Origin of the sequence: Methylobacterium sp. WL12 (assembly GCF_008039475.1) — a bacterium.
GTDB lineage: Bacteria > Pseudomonadota > Alphaproteobacteria > Rhizobiales > Beijerinckiaceae > Methylobacterium > Methylobacterium cerastii.
Map to the genome: position 1 here is coordinate 1 of NZ_VRUW01000063.1, position 22689 is coordinate 22689.

General features: G+C 71.3%; 24 protein-coding genes. 8 read left to right on the plus strand and 16 right to left on the minus strand.

Going from position 1 to position 22689, the window contains the following annotated elements:
- The 4 genes from FV226_RS19620 to FV226_RS19635 all read left to right on the plus strand — a co-directional run bounded on the left by FV226_RS19620 (window position 1) and on the right by FV226_RS19635 (window position 3549).
- Window positions 1–1266, plus strand: a complete 1266-nt coding sequence (locus tag FV226_RS19620) for a glycerate kinase (RefSeq protein WP_147764210.1) — start codon at window positions 1–3, stop codon at window positions 1264–1266.
- A gap of 57 nt (window positions 1267–1323) precedes the next feature.
- Window positions 1324–1713 (plus strand): DUF1036 domain-containing protein, encoded by a 390-nt coding sequence (locus tag FV226_RS19625; RefSeq protein WP_147728959.1) that lies wholly within the window; start codon window positions 1324–1326, stop codon window positions 1711–1713.
- Between the two features lie 137 nt (window positions 1714–1850).
- The gene (gene pyk, locus FV226_RS19630; RefSeq protein WP_147764211.1) at window positions 1851–3287 is read left to right on the plus strand and encodes a pyruvate kinase; all 1437 of its coding nucleotides are present in this window, start codon (window positions 1851–1853) and stop codon (window positions 3285–3287) included.
- A gap of 70 nt (window positions 3288–3357) precedes the next feature.
- A complete protein-coding gene (locus FV226_RS19635; protein WP_147764212.1) occupies window positions 3358–3549 on the plus strand; it encodes a DUF1737 domain-containing protein in 192 nt (63 codons plus the stop codon).
- Window positions 3550–3585: 36 nt separating this feature from the next.
- Here the strand turns inward: FV226_RS19635 and FV226_RS19640 are convergent, their stop codons facing one another.
- From FV226_RS19640 to FV226_RS19710, 15 genes are all read right to left on the minus strand, one after another.
- Entirely contained in the window at window positions 3586–4602 is a 1017-nt protein-coding gene (locus tag FV226_RS19640; RefSeq protein ID WP_147764213.1) for an alpha/beta fold hydrolase, read from the minus strand.
- Window positions 4599–5225: a tetratricopeptide repeat protein gene (locus FV226_RS19645; RefSeq protein ID WP_147764214.1), complete on the minus strand. Its 627-nt coding sequence runs from the start codon at window positions 5223–5225 to the stop codon at window positions 4599–4601. Before FV226_RS19645 ends, FV226_RS19640 begins: the two co-directional genes overlap by 4 nt.
- Before the next feature lie 111 nt (window positions 5226–5336).
- Window positions 5337–5462, minus strand: coding sequence for a type B 50S ribosomal protein L36 (gene ykgO, locus FV226_RS19650; protein ID WP_003601867.1), 126 nt, complete (start codon window positions 5460–5462; stop codon window positions 5337–5339).
- A gap of 551 nt (window positions 5463–6013) precedes the next feature.
- The gene (pufC, locus tag FV226_RS19655; protein WP_147764215.1) at window positions 6014–7144 is read right to left on the minus strand and encodes a photosynthetic reaction center cytochrome PufC; all 1131 of its coding nucleotides are present in this window, start codon (window positions 7142–7144) and stop codon (window positions 6014–6016) included.
- Entirely contained in the window at window positions 7141–8121 is a 981-nt protein-coding gene (pufM, locus tag FV226_RS19660; protein WP_147751152.1) for a photosynthetic reaction center subunit M, read from the minus strand. The genes pufC and pufM overlap by 4 nt, the downstream gene beginning before the upstream one ends.
- A 96-nt stretch (window positions 8122–8217) precedes the next feature.
- Entirely contained in the window at window positions 8218–9042 is an 825-nt protein-coding gene (gene pufL / locus FV226_RS19665; RefSeq protein WP_147751151.1) for a photosynthetic reaction center subunit L, read from the minus strand.
- A 156-nt stretch (window positions 9043–9198) separates the two neighbouring features.
- Window positions 9199–9381, minus strand: a complete 183-nt coding sequence (gene pufA, locus FV226_RS19670; protein WP_147730006.1) for a light-harvesting antenna LH1, alpha subunit — start codon at window positions 9379–9381, stop codon at window positions 9199–9201.
- An 11-nt stretch (window positions 9382–9392) separates the two neighbouring features.
- Window positions 9393–9626, minus strand: a complete 234-nt coding sequence (gene pufB / locus FV226_RS19675) for a light-harvesting antenna LH1, beta subunit (protein ID WP_147730005.1) — start codon at window positions 9624–9626, stop codon at window positions 9393–9395.
- A gap of 162 nt (window positions 9627–9788) precedes the next feature.
- A complete protein-coding gene (locus FV226_RS19680) occupies window positions 9789–10004 on the minus strand; it encodes a hypothetical protein (RefSeq protein WP_147751150.1) in 216 nt (71 codons plus the stop codon).
- A 125-nt stretch (window positions 10005–10129) separates the two neighbouring features.
- Complete coding sequence (bchZ, locus tag FV226_RS19685; protein ID WP_147764216.1) at window positions 10130–11596, minus strand: chlorophyllide a reductase subunit Z; 1467 nt, start codon at window positions 11594–11596, stop codon at window positions 10130–10132.
- Window positions 11596–13182 carry a chlorophyllide a reductase subunit Y gene (bchY, locus tag FV226_RS19690; protein WP_147764217.1) on the minus strand — a complete coding sequence of 529 codons (1587 nt, stop codon included), beginning with the start codon at window positions 13180–13182 and terminating at the stop codon, window positions 11596–11598. The genes bchZ and bchY overlap by 1 nt, the downstream gene beginning before the upstream one ends.
- A gap of 5 nt (window positions 13183–13187) precedes the next feature.
- On the minus strand, window positions 13188–14174 hold the full coding sequence (locus FV226_RS19695; protein ID WP_147751147.1) for a chlorophyllide a reductase iron protein subunit X: 987 nt from the start codon (window positions 14172–14174) through the stop codon (window positions 13188–13190).
- On the minus strand, window positions 14171–15106 hold the full coding sequence (bchC, locus tag FV226_RS19700) for a chlorophyll synthesis pathway protein BchC (RefSeq protein WP_147764231.1): 936 nt from the start codon (window positions 15104–15106) through the stop codon (window positions 14171–14173). The genes FV226_RS19695 and bchC overlap by 4 nt, the downstream gene beginning before the upstream one ends.
- 86 nt (window positions 15107–15192) lie before the next feature.
- Window positions 15193–16329: an acetylserotonin O-methyltransferase gene (locus FV226_RS19705; RefSeq protein WP_246691660.1), complete on the minus strand. Its 1137-nt coding sequence runs from the start codon at window positions 16327–16329 to the stop codon at window positions 15193–15195.
- Between the two features lie 139 nt (window positions 16330–16468).
- Complete coding sequence (locus tag FV226_RS19710; RefSeq protein ID WP_147764219.1) at window positions 16469–17338, minus strand: polyprenyl synthetase family protein; 870 nt, start codon at window positions 17336–17338, stop codon at window positions 16469–16471.
- Between the two features lie 105 nt (window positions 17339–17443).
- Between FV226_RS19710 and crtD the strand changes: the two genes are divergently transcribed.
- Window positions 17444–18982, plus strand: a complete 1539-nt coding sequence (crtD, locus tag FV226_RS19715) for a 1-hydroxycarotenoid 3,4-desaturase CrtD (RefSeq protein WP_147764220.1) — start codon at window positions 17444–17446, stop codon at window positions 18980–18982.
- Window positions 18979–19836: a carotenoid 1,2-hydratase gene (locus FV226_RS19720; protein WP_147764232.1), complete on the plus strand. Its 858-nt coding sequence runs from the start codon at window positions 18979–18981 to the stop codon at window positions 19834–19836. The genes crtD and FV226_RS19720 overlap by 4 nt, the downstream gene beginning before the upstream one ends.
- A 62-nt stretch (window positions 19837–19898) precedes the next feature.
- On the opposite strand, the gene FV226_RS19725 is transcribed toward FV226_RS19720, so the two are convergent.
- Window positions 19899–21467, minus strand: a complete 1569-nt coding sequence (locus FV226_RS19725; protein ID WP_147764221.1) for a GMC family oxidoreductase — start codon at window positions 21465–21467, stop codon at window positions 19899–19901.
- 242 nt (window positions 21468–21709) lie between these two features.
- On the opposite strand from FV226_RS19725, the gene FV226_RS19730 reads away from it, so the two are divergent.
- Entirely contained in the window at window positions 21710–22183 is a 474-nt protein-coding gene (locus FV226_RS19730) for a DoxX family protein (protein WP_246685397.1), read from the plus strand.
- Between the two features lie 38 nt (window positions 22184–22221).
- Window positions 22222–22683 carry a cupin domain-containing protein gene (locus FV226_RS19735; RefSeq protein WP_147764222.1) on the plus strand — a complete coding sequence of 154 codons (462 nt, stop codon included), beginning with the start codon at window positions 22222–22224 and terminating at the stop codon, window positions 22681–22683.
- Window positions 22684–22689: the final 6 nt, after the last annotated feature.

The following is a 22689-nucleotide window of genomic DNA, read 5'->3' on the forward strand; positions in this document are numbered from 1 at the left end:
CTGCTCGACGGCTTCCTGGCCGCGGCGATCAAGGCCGCCCACCCCGATACCTGCCTGCCCGCCCACCTGCCGCCGCCGACGCCCGGCCGGCTGATCATCCTCGGCGCCGGCAAGGCCGGGGGCAGCATGGCCGCGGTGGCGAGCCGGTTCTACCGCGAGCAGCACGGGCTCGGCGACGACCGCATCGTCGGGCTGGCCGTCGCCCGCCACGGCTACGGGCAGGACGCGCCCGGCATCCGCATGGTCGAGGCCGGTCATCCCGTGCCGGACGAGGCCGGCATCGCCGCGACCAGGGAGGCGCTGGCGATGGCCACCGCCGCCGGCCCGGACGACGAGGTCCTGGTGCTGCTCTCGGGCGGCGGCTCGGCCAACTGGATCGCGCCGGCCGGCGACCTGACGCTCGCCGAGAAGCAGGCGATCACCCGCGCGATGCTGCGCTCCGGCGCGCCGATCGGCGAGATCAACACCGTGCGCAAGCACCTCTCGCGGATCAAGGGCGGACGCCTCGCGGTGGCCGCGCGCAACGCCCGCTCGATCCTGACGCTGGCGATCTCCGACGTGCCGTTCGACGACCCCGCCGTGATCGCCTCCGGCCCGACCGTGCCCGACCCGTCGACGCTGGCCGAGTCCCGCGCCATCTGCGAGCGCCGCGGCATCCCCCTGCCCGAGACGGCGATCCGCCTCCTGAACGATCCGCTGAACGAGACGCCCAAGGCCGGCGACCCGGCCTTCGCGCGGGCCGAATACCGCATCGTCGCCCGGCCGATCGACGCGCTGGAGGCGGCGGCCGCCGCGGCGAAGGCCGCCGGCTACGAGCCGGTGATGCTCGGCGCCGACCTCGAGGGCGAGGCCCGCGAGGTCGCTGCCGAGCACGCCCGCATCGCCCGCGAGGTCAAGGCGTCCGGTCGCAAGGTCGCGCTGATCTCCGGCGGCGAGCTCACCGTGACGATCCGCGGCGAGGGCCATGGCGGTCCGAACCAGGAATACGCCTTGGCGCTCGCCATCGCGCTCGACGGCGAGGCCGGCATCGCCGGCATCGCCGCCGACACCGACGGCACCGACGGCGGCCGCGGCGAGGCCACTGACCCGGCCGGCGGCCTCGTCGATGCGACGACGCTGGCGCGCGCCCGCGCCGCGGGCCTCGATCCGGCCGCGATGCTGGCCGACAACGATTCGACCCGGTTCTTCGCCGAGATCGGCGACCTGGTTCAGCCCGGTCCGACCAAGACCAACGTCAACGATTGCCGCATCATCCTCGTCGGCTGATCTTTTGGAGGGTTTTCGTTGCGTCTTCTCCTTGCCGGCGCGGTCCTGGGCGTCGCGATGCTCGGTGCCTCGCCGGCCCGCGCGGACCTGCGCCTGTGCAACCTCACCCCGAGCAAGGTCGGCATCGCGCTCGGCTACCGCGACCCGCAGGGCTGGGTCACCGAGGGCTGGTGGGACCTGACGCCGAAGGCGTGCGAGACCCTGCTGAAGGGCGCCCTCGCCGCCCGGTTCTACTACGTCTTCGCCGTCGACTACACGCGCGGCGGCGAGTGGAGCGGGCGCTCGCTAATGTGCACCCGGGACAGCGAGTTCACGATCCGCGGCGTCGAGGATTGCCTCGCCCGCGGCTACGACCGCAACGGCTTCTTCGAGGTCGACACCGGCGAGCAGAAGAGCTGGACGATCCAGCTCTCCGATCCGAACCAGCCGGCCGCGCCGCAGCCGTGAGCCGTCCCTCCCCGCCTTGACGGGGCAGCACGACCGGTGCTTCTGGCCCCATGCCCGTCGTCACGACTTCATGATGCTCCGCCAAGGGGCACGCGCAAGGGGCACGCGACGGCAGCGATGTGCCCCCAGGAGGCCCGATGAAACGCTCACGCCGCACGAAGATCGTCGCCACCCTCGGGCCGGCCTCCGACACCCCGGAGATGATCGCGAAGCTCTTCCGGGCCGGCGTCGACGTGTTCCGCCTGAACATGAGCCACCTGCCGCGTGAGAAGCTGCCCGAGAAGGTCGAGGCGATCCGCGCGGTCGAGCGCGAGTTCAAGCGGCCGATCGGCATCCTCGTCGACCTCCAGGGGCCGAAGCTCCGCCTCGGCGCCTTCGCCGAGGGGTTCGCGATGATCGAGAACGGCGCGAGCTTCGTCCTCGACGGCGACCCGACGCCGGGTGACGTCCACCGCTGCTACCTGCCCCACCCCGAGATCCTGTCCGCCCTGGAGCCGGGCCACTCGGTCATCATCGACGACGGCAAGCTGCGCCTCACCGTCACCGAGGTGAGCGAGGCCCGCGCCGTGACCCGCGTCGAGGTCGGCGGCCGCATCTCGAACCGCAAGGGCGTCTCGCTGCCCCACACCGTCATCCCCCTGCCGGCGATGACCGACAAGGATCGCGGCGATCTCGAGGCCGGCCTCAACGTCGGCGCCGACTGGATCGCGGTGTCCTTCGTGCAGCGGCCCGAGGACGTGGCCGAGGTCAAGAAGGTCTGCGCCGGCCGCGCCCTGGTGATGGCCAAGATCGAGAAGCCGCAGGCGCTGACCCGCCTCGACGAGATCATGGAGATCTCCGACGGCGTGATGGTGGCCCGCGGCGACCTCGGCGTCGAGATGCCGCTTGAGCAGGTGCCCGGCGTGCAGAAGCGCATCACCCGCAGCGCACGGCGGCAGGGCAAGCCCGTGGTCGTCGCCACCCAGATGCTCGAATCGATGATCACGGCCCCCGTGCCCACCCGCGCCGAGGTCTCGGACGTGGCGACCGCGGTCTACGAGGGCGCGGATGCGGTGATGCTCTCGGCCGAGAGCGCGTCCGGCGCGTTCCCGCTCGAAGCCATCGCCATGATGAGCCGCATCGCCGAGGAGGTCGAGCGCGACGCGCTGTACTGGTCGATCATCCGCGCGCAGAACTCGACGCCGGACCACACCGCCGCCGACGCCATCGCGGCCGCCGCACACCAGATGGTGGACGCCCTCGACCTCGAGGCGATCATGGCCTGGACCCATTCGGGCTCGACGGCCCTCCGCCTCTCGCGCGAGCGCCCGAACGCCACGGTGATCGCGCTGACCCCCAAGCGCGAGACCGCGCGCCGCCTGGCGATCGCCTGGGGCACGCACCCGATCGTCACCAACGACGCCAGCGACGTGGACGACATGGCCTTCCGAGCCGCGAAGTTCGCCGTGCGCGAGCGCTTCGCCGAGGTCGGCGACCGCATCATCGTGGTCGCCGGCGTGCCGTTCGGGACGCCGGGCGCGACGAACCTCGTGCGCATCGCCTTCATCACCCGCGAGCACGCCGCGAAGGCATGATCGACCGCTCCGTCCCGTTCTTCGGCGGGACGGAGCCACCGCTCGGGCGGCAATCGTAACGAGGCTTCCGATGACGTCGCAGCCGCCCGACGGCCTCCCGGCCTATCGCCTGCTGACCGACAAGGACGACGCAGCGTTCTGCCGTCGCGTCTCGGACGCCCTCGCCCTCGGCTACGTCCTGTACGGATCGCCGGCGGCGACCTTCAACGGCACCCACGTCGTCGTGGCACAAGCCGTCGTCTGGCCTTCCGCGTCGCGCTGACGGTCGATGCGCCCGCCGGCCGGTCCGCGCGGCGCCTCAGGGCGCGACCGGGGCGGCCTCCAGCGCCGCGACCCGCTCGGCCAGCTTCGACACCGCGTCGGCCAGCGCCTGCGTCGCCACCCACGGCACCATGTGGCCGATTCCCGGCAGCACCACGAGGTCGGCGCCCGGGATCGCCCGGCTCAGCGGGTCGGCTTGCGTCGTGTTCCCGACGGCGTTGTCAGCGTCGCCGGTGACGATCGTCGTCGGCACGCGCAGCGTTCCGTAGCGCGGCGCCTGCGCGGCGAGGGCGGCGGGAAGCGCGACCAGGTCCTGCACGCTGGCGAGCAGGGTGTCCGGGCGCAGGACCAGGGCGGCGCGGCTGCGCTCGACGTAGCCCTCCGCCACCGGCTGCGGCTGGAAGACGTTGCGCGCCGCCGGCTCGAGGAAGCGCAGGCCGAGCGGCGGGCCGAGCGTCCGGCTCAGCAGCCACGCCACCGGCGGCTGCAGCGCGAGGCGCCAGTACCACGGCGGCGTCCGCGCCTCGCGGAACGGCAGCGCCACCGGCGCGACCAGCACCAGCCCGGAGACGCGCTCGGGATGGTCGAGGGCGAGGCTGAGCGCCAGAGCGCCGGCCCAGGAATGGCCGAGCACGATCGCCGGGCCGATCTCCATCCGCGCCAGCGCCTCGGCGATGGCCGCGCCCTGGACCGCCGGGGCGGCGGCGGCCTCGCCGGAGAGCCGGTCGCTCCAGCCGAAGCCCGGCCGGTCGAAGGCGACGACGCGAAAACCCTGTGCGGCGAGCGTCCGCCCGACGCCCTCCATCGGGTCGGCGGCGTTGGCCGAAGCCCCGTGCAGCAGCACGATCGTGGCGCGGGCCCCGGTCTCGGGGCCGGCCTGGATCGTGGCGAGGCGGCCGCCGCGAACCGCGACGAACGGCCCTTCCGGCGGATGCTGCGCCGATATGCGGGCGGTGATGATCAGGGTCGCCACCGCGCCCGCGCCGAGCACGGCGCCGACGAGGGCGGCCACGAGGCCGAACAGGCCCGCGAGCACGGGGAGCACGGCCTTCACAGGTCGCGACCGTCCACCTCGGGCGAAAGACGCTCCATCGCGTCCTTGAGCTTCGGCATGCGGGGATAGATCGCGAGCGCGCGGCGGTAGGCGTTCATCGCCCGCACCTTGTCGTCCATCGACAGGTAGATCCGTCCGAGCGCCGCCCAGGCCTCGAAGTGGCGCGGCTCCAGGATCAGGGCGCGCTGCAGGTCGGCGATCGCCGTGCTCTTGTCGGTGAGCAGCCAGAACACCGTCGCGCGGCGGTTCCAGCCCTCGGACCAGGCCGGCTCGATCGCGGTGACGCGATCCATCAGCTCGGCGGCCAGCGCGAAATCCTGCGTGGTCATCGCCTGGCGGGCGCGGTCGGTGAGGAGGTCGACGGTGGCGCTGCCGGACCGGTCGAGGCGCCGCTCGATCAGGGTCGCGACGCCCTTGGCCTCGACGTCGTCCCCGGCGTCGCGCAAACGCTCGTAGAGCTCGTTCAGGCCGGCGGCGGGCTGGCTGGTGGAGGGCTTGCGGTCCTGCGCCTTGAGCTCGGTGGGCGGCGGCTCGCGGTCCGGCGTGCGGGACGGCGCCGCGGCGGCAGCCGTCGCGACGGTGGCGAGCAGGGCGAACAGGAAAGGTCGTGCGATGGGCGCCATGGGGGAAGCTTGGTCCCCCCGCCCGCCGCCGTCAACGCGCGGGATGCCGCGCGGCGGGCGGCGCCTGCGCCGCCCGGTCCGGGCCCCCGTCGCGGACGGAGGCGGCGGGCCTCAGCCCTGGCGGGCCTTGAAGCGCTTCTGGGTCTTGTTGATCACGTAGACCCGGCCCTTGCGACGCACGAGCTGGTTGTCGCGGTGACGGCCACGGAGCGACTTGAGGGAGTTGCGAATCTTCATCGGTCTTGCACGCGGCGCGGGTCGGACCGGCCGTCCATCGAAAGGGTGTCGGGATCGCACGCCCTGGCGGGCGCACGGCGATGGCGGCGGACGCATCGCGGAAGGAGCGGCCCCATATCAGGATTCGCCCGTGCGAGGCAAGGCGTTCCGCGGCCGACCCAGGGCTCCCGATGAAGTTGAACGCAGAACTTATGGCACGGGTGGTGATCCCATCCCGTCATTCCGGGGCCGCGCAGCGGAACCCGGAATCCAGGACCGCCGTCGGTGCCGGGCATGGCGCTGCCGGCGGCTCCGGATCCCGGGCTCGCCTGCGGCGCCCCGGAATGACGATGTGGGTTTCGCGATCCGGGAGCGCCCGGTTCGAAATCCGATCCTGAGCGGTCGAGCCCCGCGTTCTCGCTCGCTTCGACGCCGCCGACCACCGGAAGGCTGCGCGCAAGCCGGCCCGGAGAGGGTCCCGAGCGTTCCGAACGAAAACGGCCGCCGGACCCGTGTCCGGCGGCCGTCCTGGGATCGCGAGGTTCGACCGGGGCTCCCCCTGGCCGCGAGTGTCAGGGCTTCGGCGCGGGCGCCGGCATCGCCGGGTCCGGTGCCGCGGCGGGCGCCGTCGCGGGCTGGACGGGCACGCCGGCGGGCATGTCCGCGGAGGCGACCGGCCCGGCGAGCTCCGGGTAGGCCTCGACCACGTGGGCGCCGTTGAGCGGCTTGTTGGCGCCGTTGTGGCAGGTGGCGCAGTTCATCTTCGGCACGTCGCCCATCGGGCCGTGACGGTTCGGCGGCAGGGTCGAGGACAGCGGCAGCATGTAGTCCTCGTTGAGGTCGCGGACCATGCGGATGCCGTGCCAGGCGGCGACCCGGTTCGGCGTGCTCGTGCTCCAATCCGCCACCGAGCGGGTGTTGTGGCAGTAGGTGCAGTTCACGCCGAGCGACTGCGCCATGCTGATCATGATCGCGAAGGTCTTCTCCGCGTCCTGGATCGGCTTGCCCTTGGTCTCGGGCAGCGCCGAGGTCGCGTTGACCCGGATCGCGTCCTCGGGGGTGTTCTTGTGGGCGTAGAAGGCGGCGTAGACGCCGTAGGGCAGCGAGGTCAGGCCGACCTGGGGGCTGGCGACGTTCTGCCCGTTGTTGCGCGGGATGACGCCGTGGCCGGCGTTGGGGCCGGGGTTCTCGAACCAGATGTTCTTCGGCACCGGCTGGCCGCGGTGGCAGGTGTAGCAGGTGACGCCGGCCTCGTGGACGTGGTTCTCCTTCCAGGTCGAGTTGATGTGCTGGACCATCTGCAGCATCCGCCGGGCGACGCGCTTCTGGTACAGGCTGTCGTCGGCCATGTTCTCGGTGTTGTGGCAGTAGGTGCAGCCCTGCTCGGGGGCGACCCACTCGGTCATCGAGGCCATCAGGCGGTTGAAGTTGTCGGCGGAGAGGTCGCCGAGAACCTTGACGTTCTCGTAGACCGCCGAGGCCTTCTCGCCCCCGGGCTCGGCCGGGTCGGCCGGCGCGGGCGCCTGGTTGGCCTCGATCTTGGCGGCCTTGTTCGCCTTGGTCTCGATGACGTCCATCGCAGTGCCGCGGAACCCGGTCTGCTGTTGCGCCATCGGCGGGCGGGTCCAGCCGGCGGTGCCGAGCATGGCGATCGTGAGGAACAGCGCGGCGACCGCGCCGGCGACGGCGAGCATGGTTCTCATGGGTGCACCGAGGGGGCGACGCTGGAGGGATCGACGATCGGGCCGTAGACCTGGGGGTAGGACGGGGCGACCCCGTGCTTGACCGCCCAGAGGTACCAGTTGTCGACGACGGTGCCGGTGAGGAGGATGCCGATGCCGCCCGTCAGCGTCGTCAGCACGGCGAACCACCAGGCCCAGCGGTGGACCGATTCCATCGTGGCGTTGAAGCCCATGGTCCAGCGCCAGAACAGGGCGGCGCGCTCGGTGGCGGTGCCGCGGTCGACGATCTGGTCGATTTCGCGCTCGCCGCCGTAGCGGCTCACCGCCAGGATCGTGCCGCCGTGCATCGCGAACAACAGCGTCGACCCATACAAGAAGACGATCGAAAGCATGTGGAAGGGGTTGTAGAACAGGTTGCCGTAGCGCAGCGAAAACGCCGCCGTCCAATCGAGGTGCGGGAAGATGCCGAAGGGCACCGCCTCGCTCCACGAGCCCATCATGATCGGGCGGATGAAGCCGAGCACCAGATAGAGCCAGATCGCCGAGGCGAAGGCCCAGGGCACGTGCTTGCCGAGGCCGAGCGCCGCGGCGCGGCGGTAGAGCCTAACCCACCACAGCAGGATCGAGGCGGTGAGGAAGAAGCCGGCGATCAGCCACCAGCCGCCTTCGTTGAGCGGCGGCAGGATGCGCAGGCCGTATTGCGGCCGTGGCGGCTCCAGCGCCAGCCAGGGCAGCTGGCGCACGAACTGGATCGGGTCCCAGTTCACCGAAGCCCACATGTTGAGGCCGATGATCTCGAAGGCGATCAGCCCGCAGGCGAAGGACAGCGCGCCGAGGTAGCCGATGTAGATCGGGCCGACCTGCGCGTTTCCGATCAGCCCCATGAGGTAGCTGTGGAACGGCGTGCCCCAGCGGGCGTCGACCGCGACCGGCACGCCGTGCTCCGGTTCGATCGGCCGGACCTGCACCTGCGTGATGATGTTCTGGTAGTACGCCATTGCCTCGGCCCTTTCCGGGAGCGTTCTTCAAGCGACGTGTCGGCCGTCACCGTCCCCGTGCCGGCCGCGCGGGGCGCGGCCGGGTCTCTCATGCGCTCAGCGCCACACCGGCAGGTTCAGCCACCAGCCCCACCATTCCGGCCAGCCCTGGGTCCAGAACGGGCCGCTGATCACGATGCAGACGGCGCTCCAGAAGCCGGCCGACAGCGCCAGGAACAGGCCCAGGCGGTGGATGCCCAGCGTGCCGATCGAGTAGCCGATCGTGTCGCGGAAGAAGGTGTCCTCGTGCTCGGGGCTCTTCACGGTCTCGCCCTTGGCGGGGTTCGTGGCCGAGAGGATCAGGCCGCCGTGCATGGCGAGCGCTAGCGTCGTGGTGAAGAAGAAGGTCACCGCGAGCATGTGCGCCGGATTGTAGTGGAAGTGCAGGTACTGGTACCCGGTGTTCGAAACCCAATCGAGGTGGCTGAGAATCCCGTAGGGGAAGCCGTAACCCCAGGCGCCCATCAGGAACGGGCGGACCACCACCAGCACGACGTAGGCGAAGATCGCCATCGAGAAGGCGAAGGGCACGTGGTAGCCCATGCCGAGCTTGCGGCAGATCTCGACCTCGCGCAGCGCCCAGGACGAGAACGACCCGATCGCGCAGAAGGTGATGATCTGCCAGAGGCCGCCCTCCTTGAGCGGCGCCAGCGCGAGCCCGTATTTGATGTCGGGCGGCGCGATGTTGATCTGCCAGATGTTCCAGGTCGGTCCCAGCGCGGCGCCGTAGACGACCAGCGCCGTGCCCAGCAGGGTGAAGAACAGGCCCGTGACGCCGAAGAAGCCGACGTAGAACGGCCCGACCCAGAAATCGAACAGGTCGCCGCCGACGAGGGTGCCGCCGCGGACGCGGTACTTCTTCTCGAAACTCAGCATCGCCATGGCGAAATGCCTCCGGATGGGTCTGCGGCCGTCGGGCGGCGGTCGGCGTCGGGCGCAGCGGGCGGGAGGATCGATCCTCCGGCCCGCCGCGGTCGTTGCGAGGCGTCCCGCGGGACGGCCTTCCGGGCACGCCCGGCCGGCCGCCGCGGGGCCGGGTCACGCCGGGGTCGGCGCGACGATCTGGAGGGAGGCCGCCTTGGAATCCTTGGCGCCCTCCAGCCAGTTGAACCGGCTGGTGCTGAGCAGGATGAAGTGGATCAGCAACGCGAGCACGAAGAGGAAGGTGAACAGAGCCACCAGCGTGCGGCGGGGATCGAACAGGAGCCAGACCTTGTGCATGGTGTCCTCCCTTACGAGATCATCGAGACGAGGCCGTGGACCGCTTGGGCTCCGCCCTCGAGCATGGCGTAGCCCTTCGGCCCGGGCAGCCAGGGGCGCCACATCCAGACCAGGATGTGCGCGACCACGGCGATCGCGGTGAAGATGATGAAGCTCGTCAGGAAGATCGCGTGGAACTCCTTGGCTTCAGGTTCCGTCAGCCCCGACAGGCTGCTCGGACGTTCGAGCGTTCCGGGATTGGCCATGGTTGAAGTACCTCCGTTTGGCTGACCGCGCGGCAGCGTCGCGCGGGGGGGAGCGCCGTGGCGGCGTTGAGGTGCCACGACCGGACTTCCACCCGTTGCCCGGACGGAAGCGTCTCGATGGGCCGAGGCGGCGCGGTGCGCGTCCGGCTCGGCCCGAAAACGTCAGCCCATGAAGGCGTAGGGGATGGCCGAGACTGCCATGGCCCTGGCCTCGCCGAAGACCGAGCGGCGCTGGGCCGGGCGCCCGGCCTCGCGCGCCGGCATCACGCGCTGGGCGACCGCGGCGGCGAGGAAGAACGGGTAGGTCGCACCGAGGATGATCTTGAACTGGACCTCCTCCTGATGGAGCCGGGACGTCGCATCGATCGATCGGGCCATGGATGTCCTCCTGGACGCTTGGGCCGGCGCGGTGCGCGGGCTCGGCGGGGTGCGGGCGGATTCGTCCGGCCGGGGCCGGGGCGAAGGAGTGAGGGCGGAAAGGCCGGGCAGGCTCGCGGCGGCGCTCATGCGGCCACCCCGAGCTTGAGGGCGCCGTGGGCGGTCTCGACGTGCGCGGACCCGACGCGGGCGGCGCCGTCGCGGCGGGCGTCGCGCTCGGCGGCGTCGCGCAGGCGCTTGGCCATCGAGATCCGGACCAGGACCGGCTGGCTCTCGACATGCGCGTCGAGGGCTGCGCGCGCCGCCTCGTCCCACGGCAGCTCGCGGTGCATCCGCGCGGGCGTCGCCTCGACCGCATCCATGTCGCGGGCGAGCGGCAGGATGTGGAAGAGCATGTCGAACAGCGCGTTGCAGACTTCCTGCACGAGGTAGGTCGCGCCCGAGTAGCCCATGAACGGGGTGCCGGTGTGCCGCCGGATGATGGCGCCGGGGAACGAGGCCGGCACGAACACCGCGCGGCAGCCACTTTCGGCCGCGTACATCCGCTCGTTGAACGAGCCGAACAGCACCAACGGCGGGGTCTTCGCGATGGCCTCGCGGACCGCGTCGTTGTCGGGCTTGGCGCCGGGCTTCCGCGCGAAGGCGAAGGTGCAGGGCAGCCCCATCTCGTCTTCGAGGAAGTGGCGCACGCCGCGCGAATAGGTTTCGGTCGCGACGATGCCGAAGCTCGCGGTGCCGAAGAAGTCCTGCGTCACCGAGCGCCAAAGGTCCCAGACCGGCTTGATCGTGGTGTGCTTCTCGCGCTCGATAAACGGCTCGGGGTCGAGGCCGAGGATCTCGCCGAGCGAGCGCAGGAACTTGGTCGTCGAGAGCACGCCGATCGGGGCCTGTAGGTAGGGCCGCTCCAGGTCCTCGCAGAGCAGGCGCCCGAACTCGCGGTAGAGGCAGACGTTGGCGTCGGCGTTGACGAGCTTGGGCACGTCGGCGAGATGCGAGCCGAGGGGGAAGACCAGGTTGATCTCGGCGCCGATGCCCTCGACCAGCCGGCGGATCTCGGCGAGATCCGAGGGCATGTTGAAGGTGCCGTAGGCCGGCCCGATCAGGTTGACGCAGGGGCGCTCCCCGTCCTTGCGGGCGGGGCGGGCCGGAATGCCCTTCTTGGCGAAGCGCTTGGCGCCGTATTCTTGCCAGAGCCAGCGCATCGCCCGGTCTGCGGTCTGCCACTGGTCCTCGTCGATGGTGCGCGGCAGGAAGCGCTGGATGTTGGTGCCCTCCGGCGTCACCCCGCCGCCGATCATCTCGGAGATCGAGCCGGTGACGACGACGCTGGGCTGGCCCGGATCGAGCACCGCGTGCGCCCGCTTCATCGCGCCCTCGGTGCCGTGGCGGCCGAGCTCCTCCTCGCCCAAGCCCGTGACGACGATCGGCAGCTCGTGCGGGGGCAGCGCGTCGGTGTAGTGCAGGACGGAGGTGACCGGCAGGTTCTCGCAGCCGACGGGGCCGTCGATGATGACCTGAAGGCCCTTGATCGCCGTGAAGACGTAGACGGCACCCCAGTATCCGCCGGCGCGGTCGTGATCGAGGACGAGCATCAGGCCATCTCCCCAATCGGGTCGTGGTCGTGCTTTTTCGGCGCGGGCGCCCGCGATACGCTCTTGCGGAGCTGCGGCACGTCCTCCCAGACGCCGGCGGCGTGACCGGTGCCGACGCCCTCGAAGAAGTCCCGCATCGCGTCGAAGCGGCCCTTGTTGCCCAGCGCGGCGTTGATCACCGTGGCGAGCGAGCCGGCGCCGGCGACGCCCATCAGGGGACGGGCCGAGATCAGGTTGGTGAAGTACAGGGACGGCGTCCCGGCCTCCTTGGCCTTCTGAACCACCGGGGTCGTACCGATGGCGAGGTCCGGCCGATATTCGCGCATCGCGGCGAGGTCGTCCTCGAGCGAGGCGCGGAACCTGACCTGGATGCCACGGGCCTCGAGCCAGTCGCGGTCGGCCTCGGCCCAGGGGGTCCTCGGGCAGGCGGTGCCGACGTAGCGGAGATCCGCGCCGCTCTCGACCAGCAGACGCCCGACGAGAAGCTCCGAGCCCTCGTAGCCGGAGAGCGTGATCCGGCCCTTGATCGGGGCCGCCGCGAGCGCACTGCGGATCGGCGGCAGCAGGCGATTCTTGGCGGCCTCGACCAGGCTCCGCGGCACGGCGCAGGCCTCGCCGATCCGGTCGAGCCAGTCACTGGTGCCGTCGACGCCCACCGGCGCCGAGCCGACGATCGGCCGGCCGGCGGCCTCGAACTCGCGGATGCTCGCGGTGTAGAACGGGTGGATCGCCGCCACCGCCGCGCCGTCGAGCGCCGCATAAAGCTCGCGCCACTCGCGTGTCGGGACCACGGGGCCGGCGGCGAGCCCCAGCGGCTCCAGCATCGCGCCGATCACCACCGGGTCGGCCGGGAACATCTCGCCCAAAAGCGTCACCGTCGGGCGCTCGGAGCGGCCGGCGCGCGGCGCCTGGACCGGTCCCTGCTCGGCCTCGGTGCGGGCGAATTTCAGCATCGCGCCGGCGAGCACGTCCTTGGCCTCGGCGTGCGTCGGAACCCCGAAGCCCGGCACGTCGATGCCGATGATGCGGACGCCGTCGATCTCCTTCGGTAGCAGGCGCAGCGGCACGCCGGAGGCGGTGGGCACGCAGAGGTTGATCACCACGACGGCGTCGTAGTCGGCGGGCTTGGCCGTGAGGAACACCGCCTCGCGGATGTCCTCGAACAGCTTGCCGGTGACCAGCGTCTCGGAGTTAAACGGCACGTAGCCGACCGAGCGCTTGGCGCCGTAGAAATGCGAGGTGAAGGTCAGCCCGTAGACGCAGCAGGCCGAGCCGGAGAGGATCGTCGCGGTGCGCCGCATGCGCAGGCCGACCCGGAGCGAGCCGAAGGCCGGGCACATGCTCTGGGGCTGGTCGTGGGGCCCGACCGGATAATCTGTCTTGAGCTGCTCCAGCGTTTCCGACATGCCGGCGGCCTCGGCGGCCGCCCGCATCACGTCCTTGCCGGAATGGCAGCCGAGCCCATCGCCCTTGGTCGCAGCGACATCGATCGGCGCGGCGGGGACCGGCGCCTGGAGGGCTTCCAGGGCGGAGGCCGGGACCTCCCGGCGGGCGCGAAGCGCTGCGATGTCAAGGGTGACGGCCATGCGGCTCAGACCTCGTCGTAGACGACTTCGAGGGACGGCTTGGTCACGTGGGCGACGCCGCACATGTCCTCGAAGGTCGCCGGCACCAGCACCACGTCGCGGCCGGTGTGCTCGCTCGAGAACAGGCCGAGGAGGCCGTCCTGCGAGAGCGGCGTCGGGTGGTTGGGCTTTGCGTCGGCGACGTTCTGGGCCAGATCCGAGAACAGCGAGCCCCAGCGCCCGTCGGGCCGGCCGATGATCTCGTAGTTCGCGCTCTTCTTGCGGATGTCGTCGTCGGCCGGGATCGACGCCAGCACCGGGATGCCGACCGCGTCGGCGAAGGCCTGGGCCTCGCCGGTGCCGTCGTCCTTGTTGATGACGAGGCCGCCGACGCCGACGTTGCCGCCGAGCTTGCGGAAGTATTCGACCGCCGAGCAGACGTTGTTGGCGACGTAGAGCGACTGCAGGTCGTTCGAGCCGACGACGATGACCTTCTGGCACATGTCGCGGGCGATCGGGAGGCCGAAGCCGCCGCAGACCACGTCGCCGAGGAAGTCGAGCAGGACGAAGTCGAAGCCCCATTCGTGGAAGCCGAGCTTCTCTAGGAGCTCAAAACCATGGATGATGCCGCGGCCGCCGCAGCCGCGTCCGACCTCGGGGCCGCCGAGCTCCATCGCGTAGACGCCGTCGCGCTTGAAGCAGACGTCGCCGATGGCGACCGCCTCGCCGGCGAGCTTCTTCTTGGTCGAGGTCTCGATGATGGTCGGGCAGGCCCGGCCGCCGAACAGCAGCGAGGTAGTGTCGCTCTTCGGGTCGCAGCCGATGAGCAGGACCTTCTTGCCCTGCTGGGCCATCATGTAGCTGAGGTTGGCCAGGGTGAACGACTTGCCGATGCCGCCCTTGCCGTAGATCGCGATGATCTGCGTCTCCTTCTTCGCCGGCGCGGTCACCACCGGATCCGGCTCGATCGCCGCCTCCGCGCGCAACGCGGCGTTGGTCAGGTGCATGTTCATGCGTTCCTCCAGTCGAGGACCATCTTCAGGCACTCGGGATCGCCGAAGGCCGTGCGATAGGCCTGCTCCGCCTCCGACGCGGGGCGCCGATGGGTGATCAGGCCGTCGAGCGATAGGGCGCCGCGGGCGATGAGCGCGCTCACCGCTGCGAGGTCGTGCGGCCGGAACTCGGCGGCGACCCGGATCCGGGCCTCGCGCAGGAAGGCCGGCGGGAACGCGAAGGAGAGCGGTGCCTCGTAGAAGCCGGCAAGCACGATCTCGCCGCCGGGGCTAAGCCGCCCGATCAGCGTGTCGAGCAGGCTCGCGTCGCCGCTGACGTCGGTGATCGTGGCGTAGTCGCGGCGCTCGTCCTGGTCGGGGTGGACGACCGGGTAGCCGAACGCGCCCCGCGACCGCACTGGATTGGTCTCCCACACGGTCGGCACCGCGCCGGACAGGGCGACGAGCCGGGCGAGCAGACGCCCGAGCACCCCGTGGCCGACGATCAGGGTGCGCTCGCCCGGGGCGCTCGCGGCCATCGCGTGGTAGGCGGTGGCGGCCAGCGCAAGCAGGATCGCCTTCTCGCCGAGGCTCGCCTCGACCGGCACCAGCTTCTCGGCCGGGACGATCAGGTGGGAGGCGGCGCCGCCGAACAGGCCGCGCACCGTGCCGAAGCAGCGCGCGCCCGGCACGAAGACCGCCTGCCCGACGCTGAGGCCGGAGCCTTCGGGTGCCATCTCGACGATCCCGACCGACTCGTAACCGGGCACCAGCGGGTAGCCCATGCCGGGGAAGCTCGGCATCCGTCCGGTCCAGAGCAGGCGCTCGGTGCCGGTGGAGATCCCGCTCCAGGTGACCGCGACCACCGCGTCGCCCTCTGCGGCCGGGGTCAGCGGAAGGCGATCGAGCGCCAACACCTCCGGTCTTTCGAGAACGACGGCGAGCGCGTCCATGTGCGGTGCCTCTTCCATCCCTGTCCGACTCTCTCGGTCGGCCGATAAGTCATCCTAGAATGACAATACAAAGCGTCAAGTCAAATTTACACTTTTGCCGACCTGCGTGCCACGATCAGGCGTGTCAGCAGGGGGCGGCGGGTCTTCACACTTCGGATTTCGGCGAAGCCCGCGGCGCGAAGCATCGCCGACAACTCCTCGGCGGTGCGGGCGCGGCCGCTGCCCATCGCCAGCAGGTAGAAGCCGAAATACGCGTCGCTGACGGGCTCGGCCCCCGGTGTCCCAGCCATCGGCTCGGCCACCAAAAGCGTGCCGCCGGACGGCAGCGCGTCGTGGGCCGCGCGCAGCAGCACCGCGACGCGGGCGTCGTCGTGGTCGTGGACGATCCGCACCAGCGAGATCGCGTCGGCGCCCCGCGGCAGGGGATCGGAGAAGAAGCTGCCGCCGCGGCAGGCGGCCGTGAGGCCGGCGGCCCCGAGCCGCGCCTCTGCCCGCGCGGCGACGGCCGGCAGATCGAACAGCATCAGGCGCAAGCCGGGGTGGCGGGCGGCGGCGGCCGTGACGAAGGCGCCCTCCCCGCCGCCGACATCCATCAGGCAGGCGTGCGAGGCGAGCGAATAGGCGTCCAACACGTCCTCGGCGATGAGCGCCTGCGAGGCCGCCATCAGGCGGCTGTAGCCGGCCACCGCGTCAGCCTCCGCGGCGTCGGGCTCGGCGGCCATCGCGTAAGGCCAGTAGCCGGAAAGACGCGTCGGCCCCGGCTCGCCGCGCAGCAGCGCCACCGGGTCGGCGAGGTCGGCGTAGAGCATGGCATGATGCTCGATCATCGCCGCCACCGAGGGGTTGCCGATCAGCGCCGCCCCGAGGTCGGCCAGCGCCCAGCGCCCGTCGGGCAGGCGGGCGATCAGGTCGAGGGAGGCGGCGGCCTTCAACAGACGCTCCGCCCGCTCCGGCGCGAGGCGGAAGCGCTCGGCCAGGACCGCGGTCGGGAGCGGGCCGGGTCGCAGCGTGTGGAACAGGTCGAGGCGGACGCAGGCGAACAGCACCTGCGAGTAGGTGAACCCGGCGCACAGGTCGAACAGCGCCCGCGTGTTCCGCTGCGCGATGCGCCGCGTCAGGGGAAACCCGGCGGCCCAGCGCTGGAACGCCGGGCTCGCCACCCGGGCGATGCGGAACGCGCGAAAGCGCTCGCGAAGGGTGGGGCGCGGGCCGCGCGCGTGCAATCTCCCAGGTGGAGAAGGCTGGAGTGAGGAGCGTGCGTCGTCCGGAAAGGTCACGCCCCTCACACTGTCCCTCTCCCCTTGGACGAGGGGACCCGCGACCGGACCGGCATCCACCTCCGACAGCATGGAAAATCCCGCCTCAGGCGAATTCGTGGGCGAGGCTCGCGGGCAGGAATAGCCGGGTCTGTGCGGCGATCTCGGCGCGGAGCGCGTCGGCGCCGGGGCAAGTCGGGATCACCTCGATCGCCTCGGCCGAGAGGCGCTTCAGGCGATCGAGTGCGCCGCCGCGGCCGAGGAGCAGGGCGGCGTTCGGGCGCCCGAGGGTTGCGTCGCGGCCGGCCGGCTTGCCGATCTCCTCCTGGCGGCAGGCGACGTCGCGCAGGTCGTCGGCGACCTGATAGGCCTCGCCGAGGCATTCCCCGAGAAGCCGCCAGGGCAGCGGCGTGGCGCCCGCGGCGGCCGCGCCCGCCACGGTGGCGGCGGCGAACAAGGCGCCGGTCTTGGCCTGTTGGTAGTTCGACAGCGCGACCTCGGCCTCCGACTCCCAGGCCTGCCCCGCGACGATGCCGGCCGGCGAGCCGACGGCGCGGGCGACGAGCCCGACCAGCGCGGCCAGCCGCTGCGGGTGCTTGGCTGCACCGCGGGCCAGCGTCTCGAACGCCAGCACGATCAGCGCGTCGCCGGTGAGCACCGCCAGCGGCTCGCCGAAGGCGACGTGGACGGCGGCCTTCTTCCGACGCGTCTCGGCGTCGTCGAAGCAGGGCAGGTCGTCGTGGACGAGGGACGCGCAGTGCAGCAGCTCGATCGCGGCGGCTGCGGCTTCGGCCCCCTGCGGGTCGTCGTCGCCGCAGGCGGCGGCCACCGCGAGGCAGAGCCGCGGTCGGATGCGGTGGCCCCCTGGGAACACCGCATAGCGGATCGCCTCCGCGAGCCGCGGTGGTGCGCCCGGCGCTTCCGCGTAGGCGACGGCGATGTCCAGGGTCCGTTCGATGCGCTGGCCTGCGTCCACCGTGGCCTCCCGTGTCAATTTGCGTTGACTTTCTCAGGTGTCATCTATGATTGACACTTGCGGCTCCGGAGATCAATGCCGGATCGTCAACGCCGCGGAGGAACGATGGCGATCGAGCGGGTCGTGGTGATCGGGGGCGGCATCGGCGGGCTCGTCGCCGCTTTGCGGCTCGCCTGCGCCGGATGCGACGTGACGCTGCTCGAGGCGGCCGACGCGCCCGGCGGCAAGATGCGCAGCGTCGCCGTCGGCGGGACCCGGATCGAGGCCGGGCCCACCGTCTTCACCATGCGCTGGATCCTCGACGAGATCTTCGCGGAAGCCGGCGCGGAGCTCGGCAGCCGCGTCGCGCTCGCGCCCGCGCGCACCCTCGCCCGCCACGCCTGGAGCGCGACCGAGCGCCTCGACCTGTTCGCCGACATCGACGCCTCCGCCGACGCCATCGCCGACTTCGCCGGGCCGCGCGAGGCCGACGGCTATCGCCGTTTCTGCGCGCGCAGCGAGCAGGTCTTCCGCACCCTCGACGCGCCGTTCATCCGCGGCGCCCGGCCGGGTCCGGTGGACCTCGCCCGCCGCGCCGGCCTGTCGGGCCTGGGCGACCTCTGGCGGATCCAGCCCTTCGCCACCTTGTGGGGCGCGCTCGGCGACTATTTTCGCGACCCGCGGCTGCGGCAGCTGTTTGCCCGCTACGCGACCTATTGCGGCTCCTCGCCGTATCAGGCTCCGGCCACGCTGATGCTCGTCGCCCATGTCGAGCAGGCGGGCGTTTGGTCGATCGCGGGAGGCTTGAGCCAGCTCGCCGCCGCGATCGCCGAGCTCGCGTCCGAGCGCGGCGCGACCCTCCGCACCGGCGCCCGGGTCGAGCGCATCCTGGTCTCGGGGGGCGCCGTCTCGGGCGTCATGCTCGTCGGCGGCGAACGGATCGCCGCCGACGCCGTGGTGATGAACGGCGACGTCTCGGCTCTGGCCGCGGGGCTGCTCGGGCCGGAGGCGGTCGGCGCCGCCGACCCGGTGCCCCCGGCCGAGCGCTCGCTCTCGGCGGTGACCTTCTGCCTGAACGCCCGCACCGTGGGCTTCCCGCTGGCGCACCACACCGTATTCTTCTCGAACGACTACCGGGCGGAGTTCGACGCGATCCGCCGCGGGCGGCTGCCGGCGGACCCGACCACCTACGTCTGCGCGCAGGACAGGGTCGGCGACGCGGCGCCGGACGGGCCGGAGCGCCTGCTCTGCCTCGTCAACGCGCCGGCCGTGGGCGAGCGGCGCTTCACGAAACCGGAGATCGACGCATGCGAGACGACGATGCGGGCACGGCTGGCGGTGTGCGGCCTGACGATCGCGGCGGCCGAGACGGCGACCACCACGCCGGCCGGCTTCGCGACGCTGTTCCCGGCGACGGGGGGCGCGCTCTACGGCCGGGCCTCGCACGGCTGGAGCGCGACGTTCAAGCGGATGGGCGCACGGACGCGGCTCCCGGGCCTGTACTTGGCGGGGGGCAGCGTGCACCCGGGGCCGGGGGTGCCGATGGCAGCGCAGTCGGGGCGGATCGCGGCGGACACGCTGCTGGCGGACAGGCGGGCGGCGCGCCCCGTTTCGACACGCCGGTCGCCCGCGACGGCTACGTCTGGTGGTACGTCGACGCCCTGAGCGCGGACGGCAGCCAGGGGCTGACCATCATCGCCTTCATCGGCAGCGTGTTCTCGCCGTACTACGCCTGGGACGCCACGCGGAACCCGTTCGAGCACTGCGCCGTCAACGTCGTCCTCTACGGCGCGCGCGAGAACCGCTTCTGCATGACTGAGCGCGGCAGCAAGTCCCTGTCGCGCGACGCGAACAGCATCCGCATCGGTCCGAGCGGCATGGCCTGGGACGGCACGGCGCTGACCCTCACCCTCGACGAGACCACGGCGCCGATCCCCTCCCGGGTGCGCGGCACGGTCAAGCTCTATCCCGCCGGGATTACGCCTGGCCCCTTCACCCTCGACGCGCACGGCGCGCATCGCTGGTGGCCGATGGCGCCGTCCTCGCCCGTCGAGGTCGCCCTCGATGCGCCCGCGATGCGCTGGTCCGGCACCGCCTACTTCGACACCAACCACGGCGACACGCCGCTGGCCGACGCCTTCACGAGCTGGACCTGGTGCCGGGCCGACCTCAGCGACGGCGCGGCAATCCTCTACGACGTCCGCCGCCGCGATGGCTCGGGCCAGAACCTCTCGCTCCGCTTCGACCGCGACGGCACCCGCCGCGACATCCGCCCGCCACTCGCCGCCGCCCTGCCCGCGACGCGGTTCTGGCGCGTGCCGCGGGAGACCCGCAGCGACGACGGGCGGGCCGAGTTGGTGCGGACCTTCGAAGACACGCCGTTCTATTCCCGTTCGCTGCTCTCGGCGCGCCTTGCTGGCGAGGCGGTGCGCCCCGTCCACGAGAGCCTGTCGCTCGACCGATTCCGCAACCCGCTGGTGCGGCTGATGCTGCCGTTCCGGATGCCACGGCGGGCGTGACGGCTTGGTGCCGTCGGTTTAGCGCCGCGCCCGCCGCGCCGGAGCGGGTTGAGAGTAGCGGGTCACCCCAGCCGCTCGGCGATGTGGTCGGCGACGCGCAGCGCGTTGGCGATGATCGTCAACGTCGGGTTCACCGCGCCGATCGACGGGAAGAAGCTCGCGTCGGTGACGTAGAGGTTGTCGAGCTCGTGCGCCTTGCAATTCAGGTCGAGCACCGACGCCTTCGGGTCGGTGCCGAAGCGCAGCGTGCCGGCCTGGTGCGCGGTACCGCTTAAGGGGATGTCCTTGCCGAGGTAGAGCGAGCGCTCGAACAGGTAGGTGTAGAGGCCGCCGGGCCGGAGCAGGTCCTCGAGCTTGCCGCGCAGGCGGTCGTGCGCCTTGCGGTTGGTCTCGCGCACGTCGAGGATGACGCGGCCGTCATGGCCGAGCATCACCCGGTTGTCGGGGTGCGGCAGGTCCTCGCTCTGCAGCCAGAAATCCATGGAGTGGCGAGCCACCATGTCGAACGGGGCGTCGGGCAGGAAGCCGGTCCATTTCGGGAACTCTTCGCCGCGGATCTGTTCCGGATGCGTCTTGGCGCACATCTGGATCAGCCCCATCGGGAACTCCCAGTCCTTCGACTCGAAGTAGAAGTCCGAGACCGCGAGCGTCTTCTGGAAGACGGTGTCGTTGACCTCCTTCGAGAGCGCCATCAGCACCGACATGGTGTGGCGCATGTAGTTGCGCCCGACGTGGTCCGACCCGTTGGCGAGCCCGTTCGGATGGGCCGAATTGGCCGAGCGCAGCAGCAGCAGCGCCGAGGAGAGCGCGCCGCAGGCGACCACGACCACGTCCGCCGAGTAGCGCTCCGCCCTCCCCTCGCGGGTGACGTTGACCGCGCTCACCGTGCGGCCGGACGGGTCGGTCTCGAGCGTCGAGACGTAGGCGTTGACGAGCAGGGTGACGTTGTCGTGCCGGGCCAGCGTCGGGTCGACGGTCATCACCTGCGCGTCGGCCTTGCCGTTGAGCAGGCACGGGAACCCGTCGAAGGCGTCGCAGCGGATGCAGATGCTCGTCGGGGTCGGCTTGCCGTCGCGCTCGTCGAGCTTGATCCCGAGGGGCAAGTGGAACGGGTTGAGGCCGAGCTTGCCCCAATCGTCCGAGAGCTTCTGGATGCGCGGCTCGTGGCTGACGGGGGGGTGGTCGTAGGGGGCGCTCGACCACGGCTCGTTCGGGTCCTCGCCGCGCTGGCCGTGCACCGCGAACAGCGCCTCGGCCTGCGCGTAGTACGGTTCGAATTCTGCGTAGGAGACCGGCCAGGCCGGCGAGAGGCCGTCCACGTGGCGGACCTCGCCGAAGTCGCGCTCGCGCATCCGGAACAGGGCCGCGCCGTAGACCTTCGAGTTGCCGCCGACATAGTAGTGCAGCGCCGGGCTGAAGGTGCGCCCGTCGCCGCCGTACCAGGTCTCCTTCGCCTGGTAGGCGCCGTCGACGAAGACGGTCTTGGACGACCAGTTGTCCTGCGAGCGCGGAAGGTAGTCGCCGCGCTCCAGCAGCAGGATGCGCTTGCCGGTCTTCGCCAGCCGCGACGTCAGGGAGCCGCCGCCGGGGCCCGAGCCGATCACGATGACGTCGTAATGGTCTTCTCGCATCGGTCGGCCTCGCACTGCGGTATGCTCGAGAGAACGCGTTCGCCGGCCAACGGCACAGGGCAGGCGGCGTTCCGGGTCGGCCGGTCACGGCATCGTGCGCGCTGCGATGCAGCAAACGGGCCCGCCTCGCGCATCCGGCCGGGCAACTGCGGCGGGCGAGCGGCGTTGGCCCCACGAAACCCGATGCCGCCCCTCCCGTCTCCCTGCTTGGATCCCTCAATGCCCGTCACCCCAGGCGCCCGATGACGTGGTTCGATCTCGTGGCTTTGCCGCTGCTGGCGAAGGTCTGCCTCGTCTTCATGTTTCCGCTCAGCGCCTACGACAAGGTCGCGCACTGGGACGAGGCGATGGAGCAGGCACGCTCAGGCCCCCTGCCCTTCCCGGCGCTGCTGCTCGTGCTCGGCATCCTCGTCGAGGCGGTGACGCCGGTGCTGATCGTCGTCGGCGTTTTCGACCGCGCGGCGGCCTTCGTGCTCGCCGGCTTCTGTGCGGTCACCGCGCTGATGTACCACCCGTTCTGGCGCTTCCCGGGCTTCTGGTCGAGGGACGGCGAGGGCCGCGCCCATGTCTGGAACTTCTTCAAGAACTTCGGACTCGTGGGCGGGCTTCTGCTGGTGGTGGTCGGCGGCGCCTATGCGCCAGCCTCGCAGGTGGTCGCCCACCCGCTCTCGAGCGGTCCGCAGGCCGCCCCGGCCGTGTCCGCCGCCGACCGTTGACGACCCGCGCGCTTGTACACTCCGATAGGGAAACCGACATGGCCGATCAACAGAACGGCGGTCCGCCGCCCACGATGCCCTACTGGCACGTCTACACCGACGCCGAGGGTGTCAGCCGGCAGGAGCGCTTCGCGCTTTCGGACTTCACGTTCGAAGGCATCGACCCGCAGACCGCGCCGCAATGGAACGACAAGCAGGAGCCGTCGAAGGCCAACGTCACCTTCACGGTGCTGCCGGTCGGCTGGGTCGGGCAGTGGCACGAGAACCCGCGGCCGCAATGGATCGCGATCCTGTCGGGTCGCTGGTTCGTCGAGACCATGGACGGCACCCGCGTCGAGATGGGGCCGGGCGAGCTGATGATGGGCGAGGACCAGAACACCAGGGCGCGCGACGGACGGAAGGGCCACCTTTCCGGCACGGTCGGGACCGAGCCGTGCACGATGATCGTCACCGGCCTCGACGTGACGCCGACCGTGAACCAGCCCGGACGCTTCAAGTAGGTTTGG

Coding starts and splice junctions, on each gene's coding strand:
- FV226_RS19625 (WP_147728959.1), top strand. CDS start 1,324: ATGCTCGGTGCCTCGCCGGCCCGCGCGGACCTGCGCCTGTGCAACCTC.
- pyk (WP_147764211.1), top strand. CDS start 1,851: ATGAAACGCTCACGCCGCACGAAGATCGTCGCCACCCTCGGGCCGGCC.
- FV226_RS19635 (WP_147764212.1), top strand. CDS start 3,358: ATGACGTCGCAGCCGCCCGACGGCCTCCCGGCCTATCGCCTGCTGACC.
- FV226_RS19645 (WP_147764214.1), bottom strand. CDS start 5,225: ATGGCGCCCATCGCACGACCTTTCCTGTTCGCCCTGCTCGCCACCGTC.
- ykgO (WP_003601867.1), bottom strand. CDS start 5,462: ATGAAGATTCGCAACTCCCTCAAGTCGCTCCGTGGCCGTCACCGCGAC.
- pufC (WP_147764215.1), bottom strand. CDS start 7,144: ATGAGAACCATGCTCGCCGTCGCCGGCGCGGTCGCCGCGCTGTTCCTC.
- pufM (WP_147751152.1), bottom strand. CDS start 8,121: ATGGCGTACTACCAGAACATCATCACGCAGGTGCAGGTCCGGCCGATC.
- pufL (WP_147751151.1), bottom strand. CDS start 9,042: ATGGCGATGCTGAGTTTCGAGAAGAAGTACCGCGTCCGCGGCGGCACC.
- pufA (WP_147730006.1), bottom strand. CDS start 9,381: ATGCACAAGGTCTGGCTCCTGTTCGATCCCCGCCGCACGCTGGTGGCT.
- pufB (WP_147730005.1), bottom strand. CDS start 9,626: ATGGCCAATCCCGGAACGCTCGAACGTCCGAGCAGCCTGTCGGGGCTG.
- FV226_RS19680 (WP_147751150.1), bottom strand. CDS start 10,004: ATGGCCCGATCGATCGATGCGACGTCCCGGCTCCATCAGGAGGAGGTC.
- bchZ (WP_147764216.1), bottom strand. CDS start 11,596: ATGCTCGTCCTCGATCACGACCGCGCCGGCGGATACTGGGGTGCCGTC.
- bchY (WP_147764217.1), bottom strand. CDS start 13,182: ATGGCCGTCACCCTTGACATCGCAGCGCTTCGCGCCCGCCGGGAGGTC.
- FV226_RS19695 (WP_147751147.1), bottom strand. CDS start 14,174: ATGAACATGCACCTGACCAACGCCGCGTTGCGCGCGGAGGCGGCGATC.
- bchC (WP_147764231.1), bottom strand. CDS start 15,106: ATGGACGCGCTCGCCGTCGTTCTCGAAAGACCGGAGGTGTTGGCGCTC.
- crtD (WP_147764220.1), top strand. CDS start 17,444: ATGGCGATCGAGCGGGTCGTGGTGATCGGGGGCGGCATCGGCGGGCTC.
- FV226_RS19725 (WP_147764221.1), bottom strand. CDS start 21,467: ATGCGAGAAGACCATTACGACGTCATCGTGATCGGCTCGGGCCCCGGC.
- FV226_RS19730 (WP_246685397.1), top strand. CDS start 21,710: ATGACGTGGTTCGATCTCGTGGCTTTGCCGCTGCTGGCGAAGGTCTGC.
- FV226_RS19735 (WP_147764222.1), top strand. CDS start 22,222: ATGGCCGATCAACAGAACGGCGGTCCGCCGCCCACGATGCCCTACTGG.